At 63.0% G+C, this 22094-nt stretch carries 24 protein-coding genes; 15 read left to right on the forward strand and 9 right to left on the reverse strand.

The features are described from left to right. Window positions 1-82 precede the first annotated feature (82 nt). Window positions 83-1141, forward strand: a complete 1059-nt coding sequence (locus CQ14_RS07090; protein WP_057857190.1) for a patatin-like phospholipase family protein — start codon at window positions 83-85, stop codon at window positions 1139-1141. Between the two features lie 3 nt (window positions 1142-1144). Here the strand turns inward: CQ14_RS07090 and CQ14_RS07095 are convergent, their stop codons facing one another. Then, window positions 1145-1573: a CBS domain-containing protein gene (locus CQ14_RS07095; RefSeq protein WP_057857191.1), complete on the reverse strand. Its 429-nt coding sequence runs from the start codon at window positions 1571-1573 to the stop codon at window positions 1145-1147. A gap of 189 nt (window positions 1574-1762) precedes the next feature. After that, window positions 1763-2560 (reverse strand): rhomboid family intramembrane serine protease, encoded by a 798-nt coding sequence (locus CQ14_RS07100; protein WP_057857192.1) that lies wholly within the window; start codon window positions 2558-2560, stop codon window positions 1763-1765. A 1670-nt stretch (window positions 2561-4230) separates the two neighbouring features. On the opposite strand from CQ14_RS07100, the gene CQ14_RS07105 reads away from it, so the two are divergent. The 5 genes from CQ14_RS07105 (at window position 4231) to CQ14_RS07125 (ending at window position 7838) form a co-directional block, all read left to right on the forward strand. After that, window positions 4231-4785: a PAS domain-containing protein gene (locus CQ14_RS07105; protein ID WP_057857193.1), complete on the forward strand. Its 555-nt coding sequence runs from the start codon at window positions 4231-4233 to the stop codon at window positions 4783-4785. A 219-nt stretch (window positions 4786-5004) separates the two neighbouring features. Next, window positions 5005-5781 (forward strand): transporter substrate-binding domain-containing protein, encoded by a 777-nt coding sequence (locus tag CQ14_RS07110; protein ID WP_057857194.1) that lies wholly within the window; start codon window positions 5005-5007, stop codon window positions 5779-5781. Window positions 5782-5806: 25 nt separating this feature from the next. Then, a complete protein-coding gene (locus CQ14_RS07115) occupies window positions 5807-6469 on the forward strand; it encodes an amino acid ABC transporter permease (RefSeq protein WP_057857239.1) in 663 nt (220 codons plus the stop codon). 3 nt (window positions 6470-6472) lie between these two features. Continuing rightward, complete coding sequence (locus tag CQ14_RS07120) at window positions 6473-7123, forward strand: amino acid ABC transporter permease (RefSeq protein ID WP_057857195.1); 651 nt, start codon at window positions 6473-6475, stop codon at window positions 7121-7123. Beyond that, window positions 7110-7838 carry an amino acid ABC transporter ATP-binding protein gene (locus CQ14_RS07125; RefSeq protein ID WP_057857196.1) on the forward strand — a complete coding sequence of 243 codons (729 nt, stop codon included), beginning with the start codon at window positions 7110-7112 and terminating at the stop codon, window positions 7836-7838. Before CQ14_RS07120 ends, CQ14_RS07125 begins: the two co-directional genes overlap by 14 nt. A gap of 70 nt (window positions 7839-7908) precedes the next feature. Here CQ14_RS07125 and CQ14_RS07130 read toward each other — a convergent pair whose 3' ends face one another. Then, on the reverse strand, window positions 7909-9315 hold the full coding sequence (locus CQ14_RS07130; protein ID WP_057857197.1) for an adenylate/guanylate cyclase domain-containing protein: 1407 nt from the start codon (window positions 9313-9315) through the stop codon (window positions 7909-7911). Window positions 9316-9404: 89 nt separating this feature from the next. After that, entirely contained in the window at window positions 9405-10178 is a 774-nt protein-coding gene (locus CQ14_RS07135; protein ID WP_057857198.1) for an enoyl-CoA hydratase-related protein, read from the reverse strand. Window positions 10179-10341: 163 nt separating this feature from the next. Between CQ14_RS07135 and CQ14_RS45785 the strand changes: the two genes are divergently transcribed. From CQ14_RS45785 to CQ14_RS07145, 3 genes are all read left to right on the forward strand, one after another. Beyond that, window positions 10342-10581 (forward strand): hypothetical protein, encoded by a 240-nt coding sequence (locus CQ14_RS45785; RefSeq protein ID WP_245320229.1) that lies wholly within the window; start codon window positions 10342-10344, stop codon window positions 10579-10581. After that, window positions 10581-11504 carry an MFS transporter gene (locus CQ14_RS07140; protein WP_245320230.1) on the forward strand — a complete coding sequence of 308 codons (924 nt, stop codon included), beginning with the start codon at window positions 10581-10583 and terminating at the stop codon, window positions 11502-11504. The genes CQ14_RS45785 and CQ14_RS07140 overlap by 1 nt, the downstream gene beginning before the upstream one ends. 94 nt (window positions 11505-11598) lie before the next feature. Further along, window positions 11599-12216 (forward strand): PilZ domain-containing protein, encoded by a 618-nt coding sequence (locus CQ14_RS07145; RefSeq protein WP_057857240.1) that lies wholly within the window; start codon window positions 11599-11601, stop codon window positions 12214-12216. Here the strand turns inward: CQ14_RS07145 and CQ14_RS43345 are convergent. After that, window positions 12203-12364: a hypothetical protein gene (locus CQ14_RS43345; RefSeq protein WP_156434729.1), complete on the reverse strand. Its 162-nt coding sequence runs from the start codon at window positions 12362-12364 to the stop codon at window positions 12203-12205. The genes CQ14_RS07145 and CQ14_RS43345 overlap by 14 nt on opposite strands. 249 nt (window positions 12365-12613) lie before the next feature. Between CQ14_RS43345 and CQ14_RS07150 the strand changes: the two genes are divergently transcribed. The 5 genes from CQ14_RS07150 to CQ14_RS07170 all read left to right on the forward strand — a co-directional run bounded on the left by CQ14_RS07150 (window position 12614) and on the right by CQ14_RS07170 (window position 16581). Continuing rightward, window positions 12614-13177 carry a transglutaminase-like cysteine peptidase gene (locus tag CQ14_RS07150; RefSeq protein ID WP_430650142.1) on the forward strand — a complete coding sequence of 188 codons (564 nt, stop codon included), beginning with the start codon at window positions 12614-12616 and terminating at the stop codon, window positions 13175-13177. A 278-nt stretch (window positions 13178-13455) separates the two neighbouring features. Further along, the gene (locus tag CQ14_RS07155) at window positions 13456-13920 is read left to right on the forward strand and encodes a GNAT family N-acetyltransferase (protein ID WP_057857200.1); all 465 of its coding nucleotides are present in this window, start codon (window positions 13456-13458) and stop codon (window positions 13918-13920) included. A gap of 188 nt (window positions 13921-14108) precedes the next feature. Further along, entirely contained in the window at window positions 14109-14906 is a 798-nt protein-coding gene (locus tag CQ14_RS07160) for an alpha/beta hydrolase family protein (RefSeq protein WP_156434730.1), read from the forward strand. A 136-nt stretch (window positions 14907-15042) separates the two neighbouring features. Then, a complete protein-coding gene (locus tag CQ14_RS07165; RefSeq protein ID WP_057857202.1) occupies window positions 15043-15930 on the forward strand; it encodes an alpha/beta hydrolase in 888 nt (295 codons plus the stop codon). Between the two features lie 144 nt (window positions 15931-16074). After that, entirely contained in the window at window positions 16075-16581 is a 507-nt protein-coding gene (locus CQ14_RS07170) for a hypothetical protein (RefSeq protein WP_057857203.1), read from the forward strand. Window positions 16582-16668: 87 nt separating this feature from the next. Here the strand turns inward: CQ14_RS07170 and CQ14_RS43350 are convergent, their stop codons facing one another. After that, entirely contained in the window at window positions 16669-16956 is a 288-nt protein-coding gene (locus CQ14_RS43350; RefSeq protein ID WP_156434731.1) for a hypothetical protein, read from the reverse strand. 4 nt (window positions 16957-16960) lie between these two features. Then, on the reverse strand, window positions 16961-17521 hold the full coding sequence (locus CQ14_RS07175) for a sugar O-acetyltransferase (RefSeq protein ID WP_057857204.1): 561 nt from the start codon (window positions 17519-17521) through the stop codon (window positions 16961-16963). 225 nt (window positions 17522-17746) lie between these two features. Here CQ14_RS07175 and CQ14_RS07180 point away from each other — a divergent pair, with 225 nt between their 5' ends. Further along, window positions 17747-18634, forward strand: coding sequence for a dienelactone hydrolase family protein (locus CQ14_RS07180; RefSeq protein WP_057857205.1), 888 nt, complete (start codon window positions 17747-17749; stop codon window positions 18632-18634). A gap of 22 nt (window positions 18635-18656) precedes the next feature. Here the strand turns inward: CQ14_RS07180 and CQ14_RS07185 are convergent, their stop codons facing one another. Both CQ14_RS07185 and CQ14_RS07190 read right to left on the reverse strand, forming a co-directional pair. Then, window positions 18657-20456: a ShlB/FhaC/HecB family hemolysin secretion/activation protein gene (locus CQ14_RS07185; RefSeq protein ID WP_057857206.1), complete on the reverse strand. Its 1800-nt coding sequence runs from the start codon at window positions 20454-20456 to the stop codon at window positions 18657-18659. A gap of 311 nt (window positions 20457-20767) precedes the next feature. After that, on the reverse strand, window positions 20768-22094 hold a 1327-nt coding region (locus CQ14_RS07190; RefSeq protein ID WP_283807196.1), incomplete at its 5' end, for an MBG domain-containing protein.

Raw genomic sequence — 22094 nt, forward strand, 5'->3', positions numbered from 1 at the left:
AAACCATGCATCGGGATCGGGATAGTCTATTCTGGCGCGGTCGCGCTGCGGCGAATATCGTGGCAGCCGCAGGAGAGTTTGCGTGTTGGATAGCTGGATGGGGCGCGGCCAAAAGGGCTCCGATACCCAGGACAAGGTAGGGCTCGGCAGTATCCGCCGGCCGGTGATCGGACTGGCGCTCGGCGGCGGCGCCGCACGCGGCTTTGCCCATATCGGCATCGTCCGGACGCTGGTGGCCCACGGAATCATTCCCAACGTCGTGGTCGGAACGTCGATCGGCGCCGTGGTCGGCGGCGCGTATGCCGCCGGACATCTCGACACGCTGGAGGAATGGGCCCGCAGCCTGCAACCGCGAACCGTCCTCTCCTATCTCGACATCCGCCTGAACGGCTCCGGCCTGATCGGCGGCGCCAAGCTCGCGGCCCAGCTGGAGACTGCGCTGGGCCAAAGCCTGATCGAGGATCTGTCGGTAAAATTCGCAACCGTCGCCACCGAGGTGCGCACCGGCCACGAGATCTGGCTGACCCATGGCCCGATGGTGGATGCGATGCGCGCCTCCTACGCGCTACCCGGCATATTCTCGCCGATCCTGGTCGGCGACCGCTGGCTGGTCGACGGCGCCCTGGTCAATCCGGTGCCGGTGTCGGCGGCACGCGCGCTCGGCGCGGAAATCGTCATCGCCGCCAATCTTTCCAGCGACGTCTTTGCGCATTCCACGACGATCTATTCCCACGGCCCGACACCCGGCGTCTCGGTCTCGGTAATGCCGGAAGCGATGGCTGAACCCGAGCCGCCGAAACGCGGTATCGGAAAATTCTTCTCCGCGGAGCGCACGATGAAGCGCGAGTTCTTCGGCGGTGGCGGAAGGCCCGGCATCTCCTCGGTGATGGTCGATGCCTTCAACATCATGCAGGACCGCATCACCCGCGCACGGCTTGCCGGCGATCCGCCGGATCTGTTGATCTCGCCCCGCGTCGGCAAGATCGGCTGGTTCGATTTTCATCGCGCCGACGATCTGATCGCCCACGGCGCGCGCGCCGCCGAGCGCGCCATCGATTCGATCCAGGAAGCGATCCACATTCTGGCACCGCCGGCGACGGCGAGCCAGGCCGCGGCGGCGGAAAAGGCCGAGAAGGAATAGCGATCAGGCCGTCTTGATGTAGTCGCGCAGCGCTTCCTGCTCGGCCTCGTATTCCTGGACGCGGCTCTTGACGATGTCGCCGATCGAAATCAGCCCAACCACCTTGCCGTCCTCGACCACGGGCAGATGCCTGAACTTGCCGATCGTCATCATTTCCATGATGCCGGCGACGGTGTCGGACTCCCGGCAACTGACGACCTTGCGTGTCATGACGGCGCTGACCGGTTCCTCAAGAATCCTGGCGCCGCGCTCGCCCAACACTCGCACGATGTCGCGCTCCGAAATGATGCCCTCGAGACGTCCCTGGTTCATCACCAGCACGGCGCCGATCTTGCGCTCACCAAGCAGCTTGATCGCGGCTGAGACCTTGGCGTCCGGCTCGACGCTCAGGATGTTATGACCTTTGGTATCGAGAATTGTACGTACCGTCATTGTCGCCTCCTGAATCCCTATCGCGCCCCCGAGAGCCCGACTTGTTCGCGAGTCTTCAATCAACAGTTCCGCGCCGCTTTCGTTTTGGGCGCAGTTGGCAAGCGCGGCTGTCCTGCACGGCAGCGGCTATGGCTTGCGTTGAAACCTGCGTGGATGATGGATGAAATCGCTCGTCGCCGCAAGCGGCGATCAGACGCGGCCAGACTCATCCGGCGACGAAGCATCCGCGGCATGCGGCATCGCACGCGGCACCGGATCGAACAGCGAGAACAACATCAGGCCGGCGAGAAATCCGCCGATATGTGCCTGCCAGGCGACACTGGCGCCTTCGGACCCGATCGAAATAGAGCCGAGGCCGAAGATGATGTTGACGCCGAACCACACCGCCAGAAATCCGAGCACGCGCCCGTTGCGCAGCGCCCGGGAAAGCGACAGCGCCGGAACTTTCGCCGCGGCGTCGGCATCGCCCCGATGGAACGAAAGAAAGCTTCCCTTCACGAAGGCGAAGCGGATGGCGGCGGCCATGGCGCCGGACACCGAGGCCGAGGCGCCGATCATCGGCGCGATGGCATGCTCGTGGGTGACGAGATGGGCGAGCGCACCCGCCACCGCCGTCACCGCCATGAATACGAAGAACCTGACCGGGCCGAACCGGCGCGCCAGTGCGCTGCCGAACGGCAGCAGCCATAGGATGTTGAACCCGATATGGCTGAGATTGGCATGCAGCAGCGAATAGGTGACGAAGGTCCAGACCTTGGCGCCGGCCCCGCCTGGAAAGGTGATCTTGAGCAGCGTGGAATCGTAGCGCTTCGGAATGAAACCGAAGACGTCGATGGTCCAGTTCTCCAGCTCCACCGGCAGCAGCACCCGCAGATGAATCACCGCGATCAGCGCGATATAGGCCGTCAGCGCGCCCGGCAGCGTCAGGATCGGCTCACGCGGGGCGTCCGGCGGCTCGACCGGGGATGAGTACGACTGGGATTCCAAGGGGGCCAGGACCTTAGCTGGTGCTTCGCGGCATACTGGCCCAGATAGGCGGCTTTGCCTGCCCTGTGCAAGTGCACAATCGGTCAATGTCCAGGGATCGACATAGCGTCGATCGCGAGGCCGGCGTTTGCGTCCCGCCCCTCTGTCGCGTCACGGCTTGCCGCGCCGCGCCAGAACACGACAAAGAAAAAGGGAGGATGCTGAGAACATCCTCCCTTGTCTCGTTGATCTTTTCGCGCCCCGGAGCCGGGATCAGATCCCCACCCCTCCCCGCGCGATGACCAAACTGTTTGACGCGGCCCGTGTACCAACTGCGCCGAGAATTCAGAGATAAGCCGGCGCCGACTGATGCGTTCCACACTACGCACGCCGCCCTGCCTTCGCCAACCTCACAGTTAATTTAAAGTTAACGCCGCGGCCGTGCGGGGATGAACTCGCTGCGTTGTCGTTCCGGGCGCTGCAATTGCAGACGATCCGATGAGCATGGATGGCTGCAGGCGGTCGCATATGGCTTGGCCGGCGATTTCATGTTCGCTGAAGTCAAGCGGCAAGATCAGTTGCTCGCCACGCCGGTGCGAAGCCGACAACACCTTGGGCCGCTGTGCGCCGGCTGCGTCCTCGCTCCAGTGCACGCAAACATGCCTATCGTCATGCTGCTCTCGATCAACCACAGTATCTGCTGGCTGAAGCTCATAAGAATTTCGCGAGCGTGAACAGCGCTGCGCAAAGAAACCAAGCAAGGAATGGCCCATTGGGAAATGGCGCCCTTCGGGTTCCAACTTTTGCTGGACACTGGAAAGATACTACAACCCATGGTAGTCTAACCGTCAGGGGCGCTCAATGTACAACATTAAGTTCCTCAAGAAGCCGATCAAGAAACCGGAACTTCCACGGAAGCCGCCTCGTCCCGAGCCAAAGCCAGAGGCTCGCGAGCCGAATTTTACGCCAGAACCGCTCGATCCCACGAACCACGGGGATTGAAGAAATGGAAACCCTCCAACTCGCAGCGATCCTTTGGTCTCAGTGGGGCATCGTCGTGCTTATCGTGCATCTTCGATGCGCGTCATAATGCTCGGCGCCGTGCTCTACGTCGTTGGCGGACTGTCGATGCGGCTTGGTGCCATGTGCTGGCAAGCGGCGGATCGAGCGCAAGGCAAGCCCGAGTGGCGTCACCCTTGTCCGTCCAGGATCCTGGACCGATGACGCGTGCGGTTCGGATATCCGATTCTCGCGGCATCTGCGCTCCTCTACGTCCTCGTGCTCGACGGCATCGATAGGATCTATCCGCTATCCCGCCGCACCCAAGAGCCTTGGCGCGCCAAGCCATGAGACGGCTCAAGCCGCGCTACATCTTCAGAGCCCTGATTACCGTCATCGTGACCAGACTAATCGGGCACGGACAGGACCGGCATCACCCCGGCGGTCGGCAACTGTGAGACATTGCGCCAAAACGAGACAAAACGAGCGCTGTGAAACACTTGTGTTACTGAATTCCTAAGAGGCATGGTGAATTTAACGTTAACAACGCAAACCCGCGCCGCGGACGGCCAAAACGCGTTGGCGGCATGGACGCTGCAAAGCCTGTCCTGCACAACAGCCGAGGGAAGGCGTGTTGCGCAAAAGCGAGACAGAAGTGTCTCGCCAGGCAACCCGGGGGCGAGGATAAGGATATGAAACACCCATCGAGCCGCGAGTTTTTCGCCTATTGGGACGCGAAACGCGGCGATGCGCGGGCGCCGGACCGCAGCGAGATCGAACCCGGGGCGGTACGCGAACTCCTCGGCGACATTTTCGTGCTGTCCTACGACAACGACACCGGCTACCCATTTCGCGTTGCCGGGACGCGAGTCTGCGCCCTGCTCGGCCGCGACCTCAAGGACACGAGTTTCTCCGCACTGTTCGCCCCCGACAGTCGTCGCGAGATCGAAGACGTCATTACGTACGTCGCGGAAGAAATGCTGGCGGCCATTGCCGGCATCACCGCGACGTCCGAAGACGGCACGACGGCGCATCTGGAGTTGCTGCTGCTGCCGTTCAACAACCGGGCGCATGCGCCGATCAGCCTGACCGGATTGCTGGCGCCGTTCGAAAACGACCTCGGCACGATCAGCGATTTCAAACTGACGTCGTGGCGCTATCTGCACCGCCCCGAGAAGTTCGTCCCGCGCGCCCTGCGCAAGCTCGCAATCGCGCGCGGCTTCATGGTGTATGAGGGGCTGCGGTAAGCGGCAACCGCGGATTCGCCACGCAGCGCATGCGCCGCACGACCGTGCTCGAAAACGACCCACAACAGCCTTCAAAAAAAGCACTGCCGAGCATTGCCTAAATGCGAGGCGTCAGGCAGGGTCGGCCCGCGATGTGGAGCCGGGCCACATCAGCGAAATGACAGCGCACCGATGACGATATCGGGGCGGTGCATTGGCGTAACCTCGGAGATCCAAAGAATGCTGAAGAGATTGATGCTTGCCGCCGCAATTGCCACTGCCGCGGTGGCGACGCAGGCCCATGCCGACGCCCTCGACTCCATCATGAAGTCGAAGGTGATCAAGATCGCGGTGCCGCAGGATTTTGCGCCGTTCGGCTCCGCCGGGCTCGATCTCAAGCCGCAGGGCTACGACATCGACATGGCCAACCTGATCGGCAAGGAACTCGGGGTGAAGACCGAGATCATTCCGGTGACCAGCGCCAACCGCATTCCCTATCTGCAGACCAACAAGGCGGACCTCGTGATCTCCAGCCTTGGCAAGAACGAGGAGCGCGAAAAGGTCATCGACTTCTCGATCGCCTATGCGCCGTTCTTCTCCGGCGTGTTCGGCACCAAGGCGATCGCGGTGGCGAGCGCGGCCGATCTCAAGGGCAAGACCATCGGCGCCACCCGCGGCGCGATCGAGGAACAGGCGCTGACATCAGCCGCGCCGCCGGATGCCACCGTCAAGCGTTTCGAGGACAACAACGCCACCATTGCCGCCTTCGTATCCGGCCAGGTCGACCTGATCGCCACCGGCAACACGGTCGCCGCGGCCATCGCCGAAAAGGTCCCTGCCCGCGCGCCGATGCTGAAATACGTCATCAAGGACAGCCCCTGCTATGTCGGGCTGAACAAGAACGAGCCGGCCCTGCTCGCCAAGGTCAACGAGATCATCACCAAGGCGAAGGCATCGGGGGAGATCGGCAAACTGTCGGAGAAGTGGCTGAAGGCGCCCTTACCGCCCGGCTTCTAGGGGCGAAGCGTTGGGGGGCGCCGCCGTGTCCTACAAGCTGCAATTCGCCGAGCTGCTGCCTTACTGGAATGTGCTGCTTTACGGGCTCGTCTTCACGATCGCGCTGACGATCGTGTCGACGGCCGTCGGCATCGCGGTCGGCACCGCGGGCGCCGCAGCGCGGACCTTCGGACCCGTTTGGCTCGGCCGCATCGTTGCGGTCTATGTCGAACTGATCCGCAACACGCCGTTCATCGTGCAGTTGTTCTTCATCTTCTTCGGCCTGCCGGCGCTGGGATTGAAGCTCAGCGAGACCACCGCGGCCTTCCTCGCCATGGTGATCAATCTCGGCGCCTACTCGACCGAGATCATTCGCGCCGGCATCGAGGCGGTTCCGAAAGGCCATATCGAAGCCGGCCTCAGCCTTGCCATGACCAAGTGGGAGGTGCTGCGTCGCATCGTTCTCAACCAGGCGTTCCGAAAAATCTATCCGGCGTTGTCGTCGCAAATCATCATCGTCATGCTGGGCTCGGCGGTGGTGTCGCAGATCTCGGCGGAAGATCTGACCTACGCAGCTAACTTCATAGCCTCGCGGAACTTCCGCAACTTCGAAGTCTACCTCCTGGTGGCGCTAGCCTACCTCGTGCTGGCGATGCTGATGCGCGCGGCGCTACGCGCGCTCGGCCGCGTCATCTTCAAGGCGAGGTGAGCCATGCTGCAGTTCAGCTTCTGGGACATCCTTTCCAACCTGCTGGTCGCCACGCAGTGGACGATCGTGCTGTCGCTGATCGCCTTCTTCTGCGGCGGCATCGTCGGCCTGATCCTGCTGTTCATGCGGACGTCGCGGATCGCGCCGCTGGAATGGTTCACCAAGATCTATATCGAGTTCTTCCAGGGCACGCCGCTATTGATGCAGCTCTTCCTGTTCTTCTTCGGCATTGCGCTGTTCGGGATCGAGGTCTCGCCGTGGATGGCCGCCACGCTGGCGCTGACGTTCTGGACCAGCGCGTTCCTGACCGAGATCTGGCGCGGCTGCGTCGAAGCGATCCCGAAGGGCCAGTGGGAGGCGTCGTCCAGCCTCGCGCTCAGCTACATCGAGCAGATGCGCTACGTGATCCTGCCGCAGGCCTCGCGTATCGCGGTCGCGCCGACCGTCGGCTTCTCCGTGCAGGTCATCAAGGGCACGGCCCTCGCTTCCATCATCGGCTTCGTCGAGCTGACCAAGGCCGGCACCATGCTCAACAACGCGACCTTCCGCCCGTTCCTGGTCTACTCGCTGGTCGCGCTGATCTACTTCTGTCTCTGTTTCCCGCTGTCATGGTGGGCGAAGAAAATCGAAGGCCGCCTCAATGTCGCTCGTTAGCATCCGTGATGTCAGGAAGAGTTTTGGCCCGAACGAGGTGCTGAAGGGCGTCTCGCTCGATATCGCCAAGGGCGATGTGGTCGCGATCATCGGCCGCTCCGGCTCCGGCAAGAGCACCCTGCTCCGCTGCATCAACGGCCTGGAGACCTATCAGTCCGGCACCATCGTCGCCGACGGCATCGAGGTCGGCGGCGCCGCCACCAACCTGCGCGAGCTGCGCCGCCATGTCGGCATGGTGTTCCAGCAGTTCAACCTGTTTCCGCATCTGACGGCGGCCGAGAATGTCATGCTGGCGCCGACCGTGGTCAACAAGACGTCGAAGGCGGAAGCGCGTGCGACCGCTGCCGAGGTGCTGGCGAAGGTGGGCCTGTCGGAAAAGATGGACGCCTATCCGAGCGAGCTTTCCGGCGGCCAGCAGCAGCGCGTCGCCATCGCCCGCTCGCTGGCGATGCGGCCGAAGGTGTTGCTGTGCGACGAAATCACCTCGGCGCTCGACCCCGAACTGGTCAACGAGGTGCTGCGCGTGGTCGAGCAATTGGCGCGCGAAGGCATGACGCTGATCCTGGTGACGCACGAAATGCGCTTCGCGCGCGACGTCGGCACCAAGCTCGTCTTCATGCACCACGGCAAGGTGCATGAGGAAGGCGTGCCCAAAGAGGTGTTCGCCGCGCCGCGGACGCCGGAACTGCAGCAGTTCGTCGGTCAGGTCAGCTAACCGAGCCCGCGTGTTGCCTTCAGGAGCGAACGTGGCAGGCCGCTGCAGGATGTGGCTTGCAGCCTCAGCGTCAAGAAATCTCGTAGACCGACACCTCGTCCTCGATGCCGCTCAACGCCACGCGTCTGAGCGCTGGTTTTAGTCCGCTGGACTCCAGCAAGGCCTGAGTTTGCGCGTTCTCTACCACCGACTTCGTCACGACGATCGAGCGCGAGGCCGCAATACTCTGCACACGCGAGGCAATATTGACGGTCTGACCGAAATAGTCCTGCTGGGCGTTGAGCGTGACCGCAAGGCACGATCCTTCATGGATGCCGATCTTCAGACGCAGGCTCTGATGCTGACGCTGGGCGCCGAGATCACTCATCGCCTCGCGCATGCGTATCGCGGCGGCAATGGCGCGGTCAGGCGTCTCAAAAGTCGCCATCACGGCATCGCCGATGGTCTTCACGACCGCGCCCCTTTCGGAGACGATAATCTCCTGCAGCAGCCGGAAATGCTCGTCGACGAGATCGAAGGCGACGAGGTCACCAACGCGCTCATAGAGCTCCGTCGAGCCCTTCAGATCACTGAACAGGAAAGTCAGGCTCAGAATCTTGAGCCGCTGGCCGATGGCAAGCGTGTCGGTCCGGTAGAGGTCGCGGAAGGTCTGATGGGTGAGGAGACGTTTCGCGGTGAGAATGGGCTTGCGGCGGCTGAGGAGGTTGTCCAGCGCCTGGTTTGCCATCCATACCGCCGGCAGCGCACGGCTATCGGTACGGTTCTCCAGGATCAGGCGCAGCGGCCCGGGACGCAAAGCAGCGGGTTCGACCGGGACGTGCACCTTGTTGAAGATCACGGAAAGGTTCTGGCGTTCGTTCGTCTCACCGCCGCTGACTTCGAGAAATTGCACCGTATGTGTCACGGGATCGAACACGATCAATGTGCCCGCCGGTAGATGCAGGGAGAGGATGGCCCTCTCTCCCGGCGGCAACTCGACGGTTTCAAGCGTGACCTCTTCCAGCATCTTCTCCAGATCGTCCGGTAGATCGATTGCCGAACTCCAGAAGACCTGGCGATAATATTCGGCCACGGACAAACCATCGGGACTGTGGGCCGCTATCCTGCGCACGCGCGGGCTCACCGTGAAGGTCACCTCGACGAGGTTGTCGAGCGTCGTCTCATAGCCGGCAGAGCAAAAAGCACAATGGTACTGCTTCTTGTCCAGGGTCTTCAGGCTCTTGTTGGCGGAAAGAACACCTGCGCAGCTCGGACACATGACATTCCATGTCATCTCGAAGATGCCAAGCGCCACCGCATTCAGCAGCGCCGCGACGACACGCTCCTCGGCGAGGCCTTCTTTGGCAGCGAGGTCAGGCGCATTCATCTTGTTCAAGGCATGATCCGGGGCGTCCCGCACCATACGCTCGAGCATATCAACCACGTCGTCACCGGCCGACTGACGCAGGGCAGCAAACAAGGTCTCTGCTTCGCTCATGCGACAATGCTACCTTAAAGAGTGCGGGACGGAAACTGCTTCGGCCTGACGTCTTCAACAACGGATCGTGACAATAACCGCCAGGGACATCAGCGACCGCTGAATACGGCCGCCCGTTTCTCGAGAAAGGCGTTGCGCCCCTCTACCGCATCGGCGCTCAGGCGGATTTCCGCCTGCGTTTCGATCTCGCGGCGGAACTGGTCGGCGTAGCTGGCATGCTCGCTCTCATCGATCAGGCGGCGCGTCGCGACGAGCGCGCGCGTCGGACCCTCCGCGAGCTTGCGCGCCAGTTCGAGCGCGCCGTCGCGCAGCGCCGCATCGTCGAACACGTCGCGGACCAGTCCCCACTCCTTCGCCTGCTCGGCCGAGAGCGGCTCGTTCGTCATCATCAATTCGAGCGCACGCTGCCGGCCGACGAGACGCGGCAACAGCCAGGTCGAGCCGAGATCGGGCACCAGCGCGATGCGGCTGAACACCTGGATGAAGCGCGCCGAGCGCGCGGCCACGATCATGTCGCCCGCCATCGCCAGGCTGAATCCGCCGCCCGCCGCCACGCCGTTGACGGCGACCACGATCGGCACGCAGCACTCGCGCATCGCCTTGAACGCCGGCCAGTAATACTTCATCACGCCGGCCGCGATGTCGTCGCCGAGAATCTGCGCAGCCTTGAGATTCTGCCCCGAGCAGAAGCCGCGGCCCGCGCCCGTCAGCACCAGCGCCCGCACCTGCGGATCGTCGTTCACTTCACCGATGGCAATGGCGAGATCGCCCAACAGATCGGGCGTCATCGCGTTCAGCGTTTCAGGCTCATCCAATGTCAGTACGCTGACGTTGCCATCACGCTCGCGCTTCACTCCGGGCATTTCGCAACCTCCGTTCGCTGGCATTTTGGCCGGCCCGGCCGGGCGCGACAGGTAACCCTAAAGGTACCGAAGGACCTCAATCAACTAGTACAGAAATAGGCGATACCGCCATCACTGTGCCAATATCGGCGCAGTGATTGTTTACCCCCGAGAGGAGCGAGCGTTGAGCAATCGCCGGGGTATTCTGGCCGTGCTGTTCATCGTGCGGCTGACCGTGGCGTTCCAGTTTCAGAGCGTCGCTGCGGTCGCGCCGCTGGTCGGCGCCAAATTCGATGCCAGCCTGGCCGACATCGGACTCCTGATCGGCCTCTATTTCACGCCGGGCGTCGCGCTGTCGCTTCCGGGCGGCGCGATTGGAAAAGGGTCGGCGACAAGGTCACCGCGTCAGGTGGGCTGGCGCTGATGTTGACCGGTCAACTCGTCATGGTGGCCTCGGAATCCTGGACCTTGCAAATTGCAGGACGGCTGATCGCCGGCAGTGGCGCCGTCTTGCTCGGCGTCATGATGACGAAAATGGTCACCGACTGGTTCGCCGGCAAGGAAATCGCGACCGCGATGGCCATCTTCGTCAATTCGTGGCCAGTCGGCATCGCGACCTCCCTTTTGACCTTGCCCACGATCGGCACCGTCCATGGTGTCAGCGCCGCCTATCTTTCGGTTGCCGCGTTTATTGGCCTCGCCATCCCGCTTCTTGTTGTGTGCTATCGATCGCCGTCAATTGCTGCAGCCGCGCCTTCAGCCGCCTCGCGGCTCGACCGCAGCGCCCTCTTCGCCGTGATCATTGCGGGTCTGATCTGGGGTGTCTTCAATATCGGCTTCACGATGATTTTCAGTTTCGGCCCGACACTGCTGGTCGAACGCGACTGGTCGATCGCGGCGGCCGGCTCGGCCATCAGCATCGTGCTGTGGCTCGCGGCGTTGAGCGGAATAGCCGGCGGATTTCTGGCTGATTGGACCGGGCGGCCGCAATCGGTGCTTGTCATCGGGTGCGTCCTGTCCGCTCTATTCATGCTGATGTTGCCTCGCAGCGCGGCGGTGATTCCCATTGTGATTGCGATCGGCGCAATCAGTGCCCTGCCCGCAGGGCCGATCATGAGCCTGCCCGCGCGCGTGTTGCAGCCTCAGACGCGTGCGATCGGGATGGGTATTTTCTTCACCGTCTTTTTCGTCGTGATGATGCTTGGCCCGGCGATCGGCGGCGCCATCGCCAAATGGACCGGCAGCGCGGCAGCGGCACTCGACTTCGGGACGGCCGCCCTGCTGGCCTGTCCGGTATTGCTATGGGGCTACAACCGGATTGTTGCGCCACGACCGCAGACCGCGTGAATGCCCACTTCCTGCAACCCCTGCTAACACATCGTTAACCCTGTCGGCCTTAGGGTCTTTGCGACGCCGAAGGACCGGCTGTCTGGTGGCGAAGATGTCGTTTGCGCAAAAGAAAACAGTTACGGTACCGTCCGCCGAGGAGCGACGGCGCTTCCAGCGCGTCAAGGTCCACCTGCTCGGCCGCTACATGCTGCCGGACCGGCGCGAATTTCCTTGCCAGATCATTAACATGTCGCCGGGCGGACTGGCGCTGCTGGCGCCCGGCATCGGCAATGTCGGCGACCGCGTGATCGCCTATCTCGACCATATCGGCCGGGTCGAGGGCAAGATCACCCGCATCATCGACAATGGCTTTGCCATGACGGTCGGCGCGACCGCGCGCAAGCGCGACAAGCTCGCCGCCCAGCTCACCTGGCTCGCCAACCGCGACATTCTCAACCTGCCGGAAGACCGCCGCCACGACCGTATCGTGCCGCGCAACCCGATTGCGCTCCTGACCCTCGAGGACGGCAGCAAGATGACCTGCCGCATCATCGACCTGTCGCTGTCGGGGGCCGCAATTGCCGCGGAGAACCGCCCGCCTCTGAAATCGCTGGTCATGCTCGGCAAGGTGCAGTCCCGCGTGGTGCGAAACCTCGAAGAAGGCTTCGCACTCGAGTTCGTCCACGAGCAGATTGCCGAGACGCTCGAAGACGCGGTTACCGCGCGGTAAAGCGCCAGCCGGCAAAAATCCCTGATTTTTCAGCAAGAAAGGCGGTATCCGCGTTACCGGATACCGCCTTTTGGCCGTTCAGGGCCAGCCAAACTCGGTTAACGCGCGGCGCTTTTGCTCGCGCAATCCCTGCGATTTGCAGCGTCACAGGAGTTAATCCGTAAAATTTGAATCAATTGCAGTTGTCTCAAATTTTATTCGAATTCGATTCAAGTATAGATCGAATTCGCCGCGCGTTTTACTAGTATTCACGTCAAATGTACTTGCCTGACTTAGCGGCGGCGCAAATCCTTTGTGCGAAACGTGGTCCCAACAAGAAACGGGGGCCACGATGTTGTTCAGGGGACAGGGGAAAGGACTGGCGGTCATCGCCGTCCTGTTAGGGATAAACGCTACGATGAGCGTCTCGGCGAAAGCCGGCGACGCCCTCTACGCCAGCCTGGGCGAGACCGCGCGTTCGCCGATCGGCTGGGTCGAATTCTGCGCCGAGAACGCGAGCGAATGCCGCGGCGGCACCTCACAGCCGCGCGACATCGTGATGTCGCAGACGGCGTGGCGGGATCTGCTGCGGGTCAACAAGTGGGTCAACGAGACCATCAAGCCGATCACCGACATGGATCATTGGGGTGTGATCGAAAAGTGGTCGTTGCCGACGGACGGTTACGGTGACTGCGAGGACTACGTGCTTCTGAAGCGCAAGATGCTGGTCGACGCCGGATGGCCGCGCGAGGCGCTGCTGATCACGGTGGTGCGCGACAAGAAGGGCGAAGGCCACGCGGTGCTGACTGTGAAGACCGACAAGGGCGAGTTCGTGCTCGACAACCAGAACGAAAACGTCCTGGCCTGGACCGAGACCGGCTACCGCTTCGTCAAGCGTCAGTCGCAGAGCGACCCGAACGTGTGGGTCTCGCTCGGTGACAGCCGCCCGGCGGTCGCCACCGCCTCGTCACGCGATCGATAACGAAAGCAAGGATTTTACCAACCCGCGACCCGGTCACATCCCCACCCCTCCCCGTCCCAGACCGGTTCGCGTGCGGCCAGGCTTCCCCCAAAGCCTGGCCGCAACTTTTTTGGGGAGCCATTTGCTGGCTGTCCACTTTTGTCGCTGGGCTGACAGTCGTCTTGGGCGACTGCGCGCGCCTGCAACATCCGCCCATCCGAAGGCCGCCGACGGATTTACGAGTGCTCGCCCAACCGCGATAATGCGCAGGCTGAATCGTTGCAGGAAAGCCGCCGCCGATGGACATGCTGGTCAAGCTCTACGCGCTGCCTAGCTCCCGCGACGTATTCGAGCGCCTGGGCAAAGCCGGCATCACGACGCGGCGCGCCCTGGCCCCGGAAAAGCACAAGGTCGTCGCCTGGGTCCGCCAGAACTTCAGCGAGGCCTGGGCCAGCGAAGTCGACGTGGCGTTTGCCCGGCAACCGGTCTCCTGCTTCATCGCCATCAGGCAAAAGAGCATTCTGGGGTTTGCCTGCCATGACGCGACCTGCCCCAACTTCTTTGGGCCCACGGGCGTGGACGCAAACGAAAGAAAGCACGGGATCGGCAAGGCGCTGCTGTTCAATTGCCTCGAAGCCATGAAGCAGCAAGGTTATGGCTACGCCATCATCGGCGGCGTAGGCCCTGCGGAGTTCTATGCAAAGACGGTCGGCGCGATACCGATCGAGGGTTCCGAGCCCGGCATTTATCGCGGGCTGCTGTAGCGCCTTCCCCAAAGCCCGCTCGGCCTACCGCCCGCGCGGGGCTTTTCAGCAATCGATTTGCCAAGCGCTGCAAGGACTCCTCGCGCGCCTCGTCAATTTTTCCGGAGCTACTTGCATCAAGGCAGATTTCGATCGCTAGATTTCCAATCCTTGCAGACCTGCCAACCACCGCTTTCTCCGGCACCGACGTGGTTCAAGGCGTTGAACCGTCTCCATCCGATGGCGACGGTCCGGGACGGGTGCGCGTCGAGGTCGACGGCAAGCCTGACGTGCTCGCCTTCTACGGCGCCGCGCCAGAAGGCGCCCCTGCCGACCCCCTGATCTTTCTGCGCGGCGATGCCGTGGAGAAACGCAACAATGAGGTCGTGGCCAACGAGTGGTACGTTGCAACGACGGCCTACGACGTGCAGGCGCTGACCGAACAATTGAGCGCCACCTTCGTTCGCCCCTACATCCACTTGGCGCGTCCAGGTATCCCGGGTTCTTCAGGTCACCATCTCGACCGGCGGCGGCCGCGCGAAATAGCGCTGGTCGACGCGGCGCTCACCCGGCTCAAGGCGCATTTCGGCTGGCGTCGCATCAATCTTGTCGGCCAATCAGGCGGTGGCCATCTCGTGGCGGCGCTGATCGCGCGCCGCGCCGATATCGGTTGCGCGGTGATCTCTTCGGGAAATACAGCGGTGGCGCAGCGAAACCGCGAGAGCGGCTGGACGGCCGATATCACCGGCCACACCGATTTCATCGACCCGATCGACCATGTCGCCGAGGTGGCGCGCCATCCCCCGGAAAAGATCATCGTGCTGACCGACCCGCACGACCAACGTGTGTCGGCGACGATCCAGACTGCCTATGTCGAGGCGTTGCGCCGGGTCGACGTCACCGTGGACCATCGTTTCCTGCCGGCATCAGGCAAGCTTCGGCATGATCTGCAACTGCCGGGAATTTTGGCGGCCTTCACCTGGCTGGCGAATGATTGCCAAACGTAGCGGCCAGCGCCATGCGAGGTCGATTTTTGCCGCGTCGGCTTGTCGCCGGCTGAATGACCAGGGATTCCCCCGTCGATTCTTTTGCGCCGCACTAGCAGTGTGCCATGATAGCCGGCCTCCCCTGGGAGATCCGACCTTGACCCACAGCGAAATCGACGCCATCCGCAAATTGCTGACGTCAAAGCCGCGGCCGGTCGGCTGGTTGGAGCGGAGGCAACGGCTCGACGAAGTCGGATCGACCTGGCCGGTGGCATCCGACGTGAAATGCGAGGCGGTCGATTGCGACGGGGTTGCCGGCGAGTGGTCGACTGTGCCGGGCAGCGAGAACTCGCGCGTGCTACTGTATTTCCACGGCGGCGGATATTGCTCCGGCTCGATTGTCAGCCACCGCCGACTGGTGACGGAAGCCGGGCGCGCGGCGCGCACCCGCACCCTTGCGATCGGCTACCGGCTGGCTCCTGAACATCCCTACCCGGCCGCCCATGAGGACGCGCTCGCGGCGTGGCGCTTCCTGCGCAAGCAAGGCATTGCGGCGGCAAGTATCGCCGTCGGCGGCGACAGTGCCGGCGGCAACCTGACGCTCGCCCTGATCAACCACCTGCGCGCGGCCGGCGAGGCCTTGCCGGCCTGCGCCTGGCTGGTCTCGCCCTGGACCGATCTCACGATGTCAGGCAGCACGCTTCAGACCAAGGACGCCGTCGATCCCTTGATCCACAAGGCCTATCTCGACGAGCTCGCGGATGCCTACGCGCCGCCGGGCATCGACCGGACGGATCAGCTGATCTCGCCGCTGTTCGCCGATCTCGCGGGCTTGCCGCCGGTCCTGGTCCAGGTCGGATCGGCCGAGACGTTGCTGGCCGACGCCACGCGGCTTGCCGAGGCCGCGGGAGCCGCCGATGTCGATGTGACGCTGCAGATCTGGCCGCACATGATCCACGCCTGGCCGGTCTGGAACGCGAATCTCGAAGACGGTCGGCGCGCATTGGCCCACGCCGGCCAGTTCATCCGGGCGCATATCCGTTAGCCCGAGGGGACGCACCGCCCGCTCAACCCCTGATCGCGACGGGTTTTGCCCGGAATCCCCGCCCGCCCGGCAAATCCCGGGTTTTAGCGGCAGTATGGCTGTGCTATTTTGGAACTTTGGAATCACGTCCGGATTTGGAGTCGCATGATCGAACTCACCCCCCGGAGTGCCAGTCCCAGCGCGCGTTTCGGCGGACAGCCGATTGCAATCGCCGCTGTGGCCCTCGTCATTGTCGTGCTTGGAGTTAGTTCTATCGCCCTGTGGCGCGTCTATACCGGCAACGCTCCCGAAACCGATCGTGCCGTCGCGGCCCGGCAGTTGCAGGCGCGCACGGCGCAGGCATCCGAGCAACTGGTCGAGAAGACCAAGGGCCTGGAAGCGACGCAGCAGGAATCGATCGATCAATTACAGGTGGTGCAGGACCAGTTGCAGACCGTCCGCCGCCTGCTCGCCGCGCAGCAGGCCGACAACAAGAAGCTGTCCGAGCAGGTCGGAACGCTCACCGAAGCAGTCGAAGGCTTGCGGCAATCCTTTGCCAGCGCGCAGGCCTCCGAAACCGCCGCCGCGCCCGCGCCGCGCAAGCGGTCGGGCAAGGCAACGCACCGCTCCAGCAGGTCGGCTACTCGCAGCCGCGCCAAGGCGCGCGGCTGACTGGCCTGGACCCGCGTTCGGCGACGAAATCCTTGCTCGGGTTTTCGTCCGGCCGGCGCAGCGCTCACTATCGAAATCCGGCGATTTTCATCCCTGACGTCGGCCGCGAATTGCACCGGCCTTGCGGTGGGATATTTTCCACAAGTTGCGGCAGGCGTTGCCGCAACTTTTTTCCACTTTGTGAACTGGTTCACACATCACCGGATGAATCCCGGGCATCCTGAAATTCACCGGATGGCGTGAGCCGATTTCAATATCCGGGGCTGGCAAGGTCGTTGACGGTATACTGCGTCGACGGCCTTGTTCTTTTTTGGGGCCCAATTTTTGGGCACTGGGCCGCCCGGATTCTGTTGCACCCTGCTTATAGACGGACATTCTTTCAGTCGTCGCCAATCGAACGAATGGCCCGCGCGGGATTCCCTCCGACAAGGGTATTGGGGGGAACGTCCCTCGTGACGACCGAACCCGCAGCTACAACCGAGTTCTCGCCTACCGTCACCCCGCCGATGATCGTCGCGCCAGCTGCGATCCAGACATTCCTCTCGATCACGATGGGCTTTCCGATCGTGACGCCGCGGCGCAGCGAAGGTTCAAGGGGATGGCCAGTCGTGATGATGCTCACATTCGGCCCGATCAGCACGTCGTCTCCGATGTCGAGACCGCCGAGATCATAGAAGGTGCAGTTCTGATTGACGAAGACATTGCGCCCGACGCGGATTTCGTCCCCGCCGGCGGTATAGAATGGCGGGATTAGCAGAAAGCTCTCGTCTACCTTTTTGCCGATGAGCTCGCTGAACAAAGCCCGAACTTCAGCCGCATCGTTGAACGTCAAACGGTTAAGTGTAGCGGTGATCGCCATCGCTCGTTTGGTGTTAGCCGCCATGACCGCGGATTCCGGTGTTCTCCGATGAATTATCTTGGCGCGATCATCACTTGCCATTCGTTGTTTTCCCTTGGGCGCGTCGAACAGGTCCAGCGCATGGCGGACGCACCAGAACCCGGAAATTGTAGCCGCTGGGCGGGAGGGCTGGAATCCCGCAACCGATTCCCGGCTTTTTTGCACAGCCTGGCTGGGCCACCCAATCGCTGGCATCTCGCAAGCAGGTGATTTGCGTTCGCGCCGGTTTGCAAGCTGAATGCGCCTCCCAAAAAGGAGAACCTGCCAATGAGCGCCGAACCCCAGCTGACCTCGGATGTCATCGGGCTGACCAAGGTCGCGCCATTCTCGCGACGCGGCTTCATGACCGCATCCGCCGCAGTGACCGCGGGCTACACGCTGGCCGCCGGGCCGGTGCGTGCCGACGCGATCAAGACCGACACCGGCGGCCTCACCGCCGGGGACGCCATGATCAAGCTCGCCGACGGCGAGATGCCCGGCTATTTCGCGCGACCGGCCGGCGTCAGCAACCCGCCGGTGGTGCTGGTGGCGATGGAGATTTTCGGCCTGCACGAATACATCAAGGACGTGACGCGGCGCCTTGCCAAGCTCGGCGCGTTCGCGGTGGCGCCCGACTACTATTTCCGCAAGGGCGTCGACCTGACGAAGATTACCGAAATCCCGCAGCTCATGCCGATCGTGAATTCGAAACCGGACGCCGAACTGTTGTCCGATCTCGACAGCACCGTTGCCTGGGCCAAATCGCAGGGCGGCGACGCTTCGAAACTGGGCATCATCGGCTTCTGCCGCGGCGGACGGACGGTGTGGGAATATGCCGCCCATAGCAGCGCTCTCAAGGCCGGCGCCGCGTTCTACGGTTCGCTGGTCGATCCGCCGAACCCGGTCTGGCCGAAGAGTCCCACACAGCTCGCAGGCGAGATGAAGGCGCCAGTACTCGGCCTCTATGGCGAGGCTGACACCGGCATTCCCGTCGCAACGGTGGAAGCCTTCAAGGCGGCTCTGGCGGAAAACAAGAAAACTGCCGAGTTCAAGATCTATCCCGGCGCCCCGCATGGTTTCCACGCCGACTATCGCCCCAGCTACCGATCGGAAGCGGCCGCGGACGCCTGGAGCCAGATGCAGGCCTGGTTCAGGAAGTACGGGGTGTTGAGCTAGCCTCGAATCCGCCGGACGATGTTCAATAGCTGACCGACGCCTGCACCGATACGCGCCAGGAGCCTGCGCGGGTATGCAGCCCGTCGGTCAGGGCCCTCGCCGCCAGCAGCTTGGAATTGAAGTTCGTTCCGGCCGCAAAGTCGAATCCGGCGCCGACCGACGACAGCGTGGAGTCACGCCGGGAGAAGAGATCGCGTCCCCAGCCGACATCGGCCAGCAGGAACGGCGCCAGCGTGCCCGGCATCCAGGAGGGCATGTCGGGTATCGAAGCGTAGAGCGAATTGCGCAGGATCAGGGCCTGGTCGACCGAGCCGTCCTCGGTCACATAACCGCGCACGGCCTGGACTCCGCCGAGTCCGATTCGCTCGGTGTCCGGAAGCGGCTTGGATGACGCCAGCACGGTTACTTCCGATTTCAGCGACAGGCCCTTCGGCAGCGGCGTCACGCGGCCATATTCGAGGGTTACGAGATTGGTTTGCGTGTCGGTGACGCGACCATTGGTGAAGGCGCTCCAGGCGTTCGAATTGTTGTAGGGCAGAATGCCGCCGGGATTGGACTTGAAGCGGACATCGAGGTTGTTGGTGCCCAGATTGTCCGACCAGCGCCCGTTCCATCCCACCACCAATTGGGCGACGTCGGCACTGCCCTCCGCGACCGGCGTACCATCGAAGATGGTCGTGCGTAGCTGGTGCTTGAGCTCGACGCCGCCCAACAGATCGCCGGTCGTTCGCGGCAGCAGATCGGACAGCGCGGTGCGAACGATTGCCGAGGCCTGGCTGGTTTCGGTCTTGATCCGGAACAGATTGTTCGGCCGCTCGTTCGTCAGCACGTGATCACCGACGACTTCGAGACTCGTGCGCAATCCGAGTGGCGTCTGCAGCCGCGCCGCCTGACTGAGATATCTGGCTTCGTCAACCCGGCTGAACAGCCCGTCGTCGATCCAGAAATTGCCGCTGCCGGTGAGCTGATAGGACGCGAAGACATCGGCGGACGCTGCCCCGCTGGCGCCGACATAATAGCGGTTACGGTCGGTCAGCAGCGTGCCGCTGTTGGCATAGCCGGCGTACACCTGCCACGGCTTGCGATCCGTCACCTGGATGTTGACGTCGGTCATGCCGAGATCCTTGCCGGGACCGAACACCGCTTCGACCTGCCGAAACGGATTGCGGTTGGCCCAGTCGAGATCGGTCTCGAGCTTGCGCGCATCGATTTCCTGTCCGGGGACAAGGCGGATGCGGCTTGGCGGATAGCGCTCGGGCGCCGCCCCCGCCACCTTGATGTTGGCGACCTTGAAGGGGATCACGCGCAGTTGCAGCACACCGGCCGACACTTCCTGCGGCGGCAGCGTGATCGACACAAATGGCCGCCCGGCATCACGGTATGCCGCGGCCACTGCCGCCTGCACTTCGGCAATGACCTTGCGGCTGAGCGGCTGATCGAGAAACGACGTCAGTCGCTCGCGCAAGCCGGCGGCGTCGATGCCGCTGATCTGCTCCAGATCGATACCCTTCACGCCGCTCACCGGCTTCGTGCCGGCGTTTGCTCCAATCAGGACGATGGCTTGAACGTTCACGCCGAGCGGCGTTGCATCGTCGCTCTTCAGCAGATCGTCGGTGCCGATCTTGATCGCCGGCGCGCGACGCGGCGGCTCCGGCGGCAGATTGCGCTCCACGATTTGCGCCTGCGCAATGCCGCCGGCCGTGACTGCAATGGCGCAGACCACGAGCAGCGCACAGCGTCGGCCGATTGCTCTCTTGTGACGCGCGGATATTCGCACCCGCAGTGTCTGCAATCCGAAATGTTTGGACAGCGCCAGCATCATGACGACCGGAGCCCGTCAAAGCTTCGGGATGTCGACACGTAAGTTCGCATGAGGCTGCACGCTTCCGACGTTCTGTCGCACACGGCGAACAATGGATGCGTCAAGCAATATGGTTTCTGGATTAATAACGGTTTAAGGTTGAGTTCCAGGTGTGACAGAACTGCAGCGTGTGCACGGTTGAATTGCCGATGGAAGCACCAACTACTGCGTGCAGAGACGTGCAGAGCCGCTGGTTGGAGGCCAAAAGCCATCTCCGAAAAGGAGAATCATACAACAACACACGCGATGCGCGTAGCCTCACGCAATCAACCTCAATTGTCGGCAAAGGCTGGCAGGCGATCGCGATTATTCATCGTGTCGACGAATCTGGCGCGCGCGCCGATCCGCCGGTTGTTGGGATGAGGAAGCTCGAGGCACTGCCTGGATTTGCAGGCGATCGCGGCAGACGATTGCTCGATGCTCTCGGACTCACGCATCTGCTCGGGCGGCTGCGGCGCGGGCAGCGTCACCCGCGACTTCACATAGGAGCCGAGTTCTGCAATCGGTACGCGCGGAGTGGCTGCCGGCGTAATCGTGAGAGTCGCGCCGACAAAGGTGAAGGCGTAGTTCGATGAGGCCGCCAGCGTGCCTTGCGTGATGCCGTACTCTCCCGCGTTGCTCGATGCCGTCGCCGAGGTCGCGAGCGCACCCGACAGCGTGTCGCCATTGACGAGGCCCGCGCCGCCGACCTGATAGGTCAGCGCCGGATTGGCGTCGCCATAGACACGGCTCTTGGCGTCGGCGGTTACGGTGATCGCGCGCCGGGTGACGGTGAGGTTGTTGCCCGCATAGGTCAGTGCATAGTTGCCCGACGCCGCCAGTGTACCCTGCCCGATCCCGTAGACGCCGACATTGCTCGCTGTCGTCGCCGATGTCGCCAGCGCGCCCGACAGGCTGTCGCCATTGACGAGACCCGCGCCACCGACCTGATAGGTCAGCGCCGGATTGGCATCGCCATACGCCCGGCTCTTCGCATCTGCCGTCACCGTGATGGCGCGCTGGGTGACGGTGAGGTTGTTGCTCGTATAGTTCAGCGCATAATTGCCCGAGGCCGCCAGCGTGCCCTGCGCAATGCCGTACACGCCGACATTGCTCGCCGTCGTCGCCGATGTCGCCAGCGCACCTGACAGGGTGTCGCCATTGACGAGACCCGCGCCACCGACCTGATACGTTAGTGCTGGATTGGCGTCGCCGTAGGCGCGGCTCTTCGCGTCCGCGGTCACGGTGATGGCGCGTTGGGTGACGGTGAGGTTGTTGCCCGTGTAGGTTAGTGCGTAGTTGCCCGAAGCCGTGAGCGTGCCCTGGCCGATGCCGTACGTGCCGACATTGCTGGCCATGGTCGCCGAGGTCACGAGCGCGCCGGACAGGGTATCGCCGTTGACCAAACCCGCACCGCTGACCTGATAGGTCAGCGCCGGATTGGCGTCGCCGTAGGCGCGGCTCTTGGCATCGGCCGTCACCGTGATAGCGCGCTGCGTAACGGTGAGGTTGTCGCCAGCATAGGTCAGCGCATAGTTGCCGGAGGCTGCGAGCGTGCCTTGCGTGATACCGTAGGTCCCGACATTGCTCGTTGTCGTCGCCGACGTCGCCAGCGCGCCC

Source organism: Bradyrhizobium lablabi (assembly GCF_001440475.1).
GTDB lineage: Bacteria > Pseudomonadota > Alphaproteobacteria > Rhizobiales > Xanthobacteraceae > Bradyrhizobium > Bradyrhizobium lablabi.

Excerpts from the sequence above, each read along its gene's own strand:
- CQ14_RS07140 (WP_245320230.1), top strand. The coding sequence starts at position 10,581 with ATGTTGACCGGTCAACTCGTCATGGTGGCCTCGGAATCCTGGACCTTG.
- CQ14_RS07120 (WP_057857195.1), top strand. The coding sequence starts at position 6,473 with ATGCTGCAGTTCAGCTTCTGGGACATCCTTTCCAACCTGCTGGTCGCC.
- CQ14_RS43350 (WP_156434731.1), bottom strand. The coding sequence starts at position 16,956 with ATGTCCGTCTATAAGCAGGGTGCAACAGAATCCGGGCGGCCCAGTGCC.
- CQ14_RS07145 (WP_057857240.1), top strand. The coding sequence starts at position 11,599 with ATGTCGTTTGCGCAAAAGAAAACAGTTACGGTACCGTCCGCCGAGGAG.
- CQ14_RS07180 (WP_057857205.1), top strand. The coding sequence starts at position 17,747 with ATGAGCGCCGAACCCCAGCTGACCTCGGATGTCATCGGGCTGACCAAG.
- CQ14_RS07125 (WP_057857196.1), top strand. The coding sequence starts at position 7,110 with ATGTCGCTCGTTAGCATCCGTGATGTCAGGAAGAGTTTTGGCCCGAAC.
- CQ14_RS07155 (WP_057857200.1), top strand. The coding sequence starts at position 13,456 with ATGGACATGCTGGTCAAGCTCTACGCGCTGCCTAGCTCCCGCGACGTA.
- CQ14_RS07110 (WP_057857194.1), top strand. The coding sequence starts at position 5,005 with ATGCTGAAGAGATTGATGCTTGCCGCCGCAATTGCCACTGCCGCGGTG.
- CQ14_RS07150 (WP_430650142.1), top strand. The coding sequence starts at position 12,614 with ATGAGCGTCTCGGCGAAAGCCGGCGACGCCCTCTACGCCAGCCTGGGC.
- CQ14_RS07105 (WP_057857193.1), top strand. The coding sequence starts at position 4,231 with ATGAAACACCCATCGAGCCGCGAGTTTTTCGCCTATTGGGACGCGAAA.
- CQ14_RS07135 (WP_057857198.1), bottom strand. The coding sequence starts at position 10,178 with ATGCCCGGAGTGAAGCGCGAGCGTGATGGCAACGTCAGCGTACTGACA.
- CQ14_RS07185 (WP_057857206.1), bottom strand. The coding sequence starts at position 20,456 with ATGATGCTGGCGCTGTCCAAACATTTCGGATTGCAGACACTGCGGGTG.
- CQ14_RS07170 (WP_057857203.1), top strand. The coding sequence starts at position 16,075 with ATGATCGAACTCACCCCCCGGAGTGCCAGTCCCAGCGCGCGTTTCGGC.
- CQ14_RS07095 (WP_057857191.1), bottom strand. The coding sequence starts at position 1,573 with ATGACGGTACGTACAATTCTCGATACCAAAGGTCATAACATCCTGAGC.
- CQ14_RS07175 (WP_057857204.1), bottom strand. The coding sequence starts at position 17,521 with ATGGCAAGTGATGATCGCGCCAAGATAATTCATCGGAGAACACCGGAA.
- CQ14_RS07130 (WP_057857197.1), bottom strand. The coding sequence starts at position 9,315 with ATGAGCGAAGCAGAGACCTTGTTTGCTGCCCTGCGTCAGTCGGCCGGT.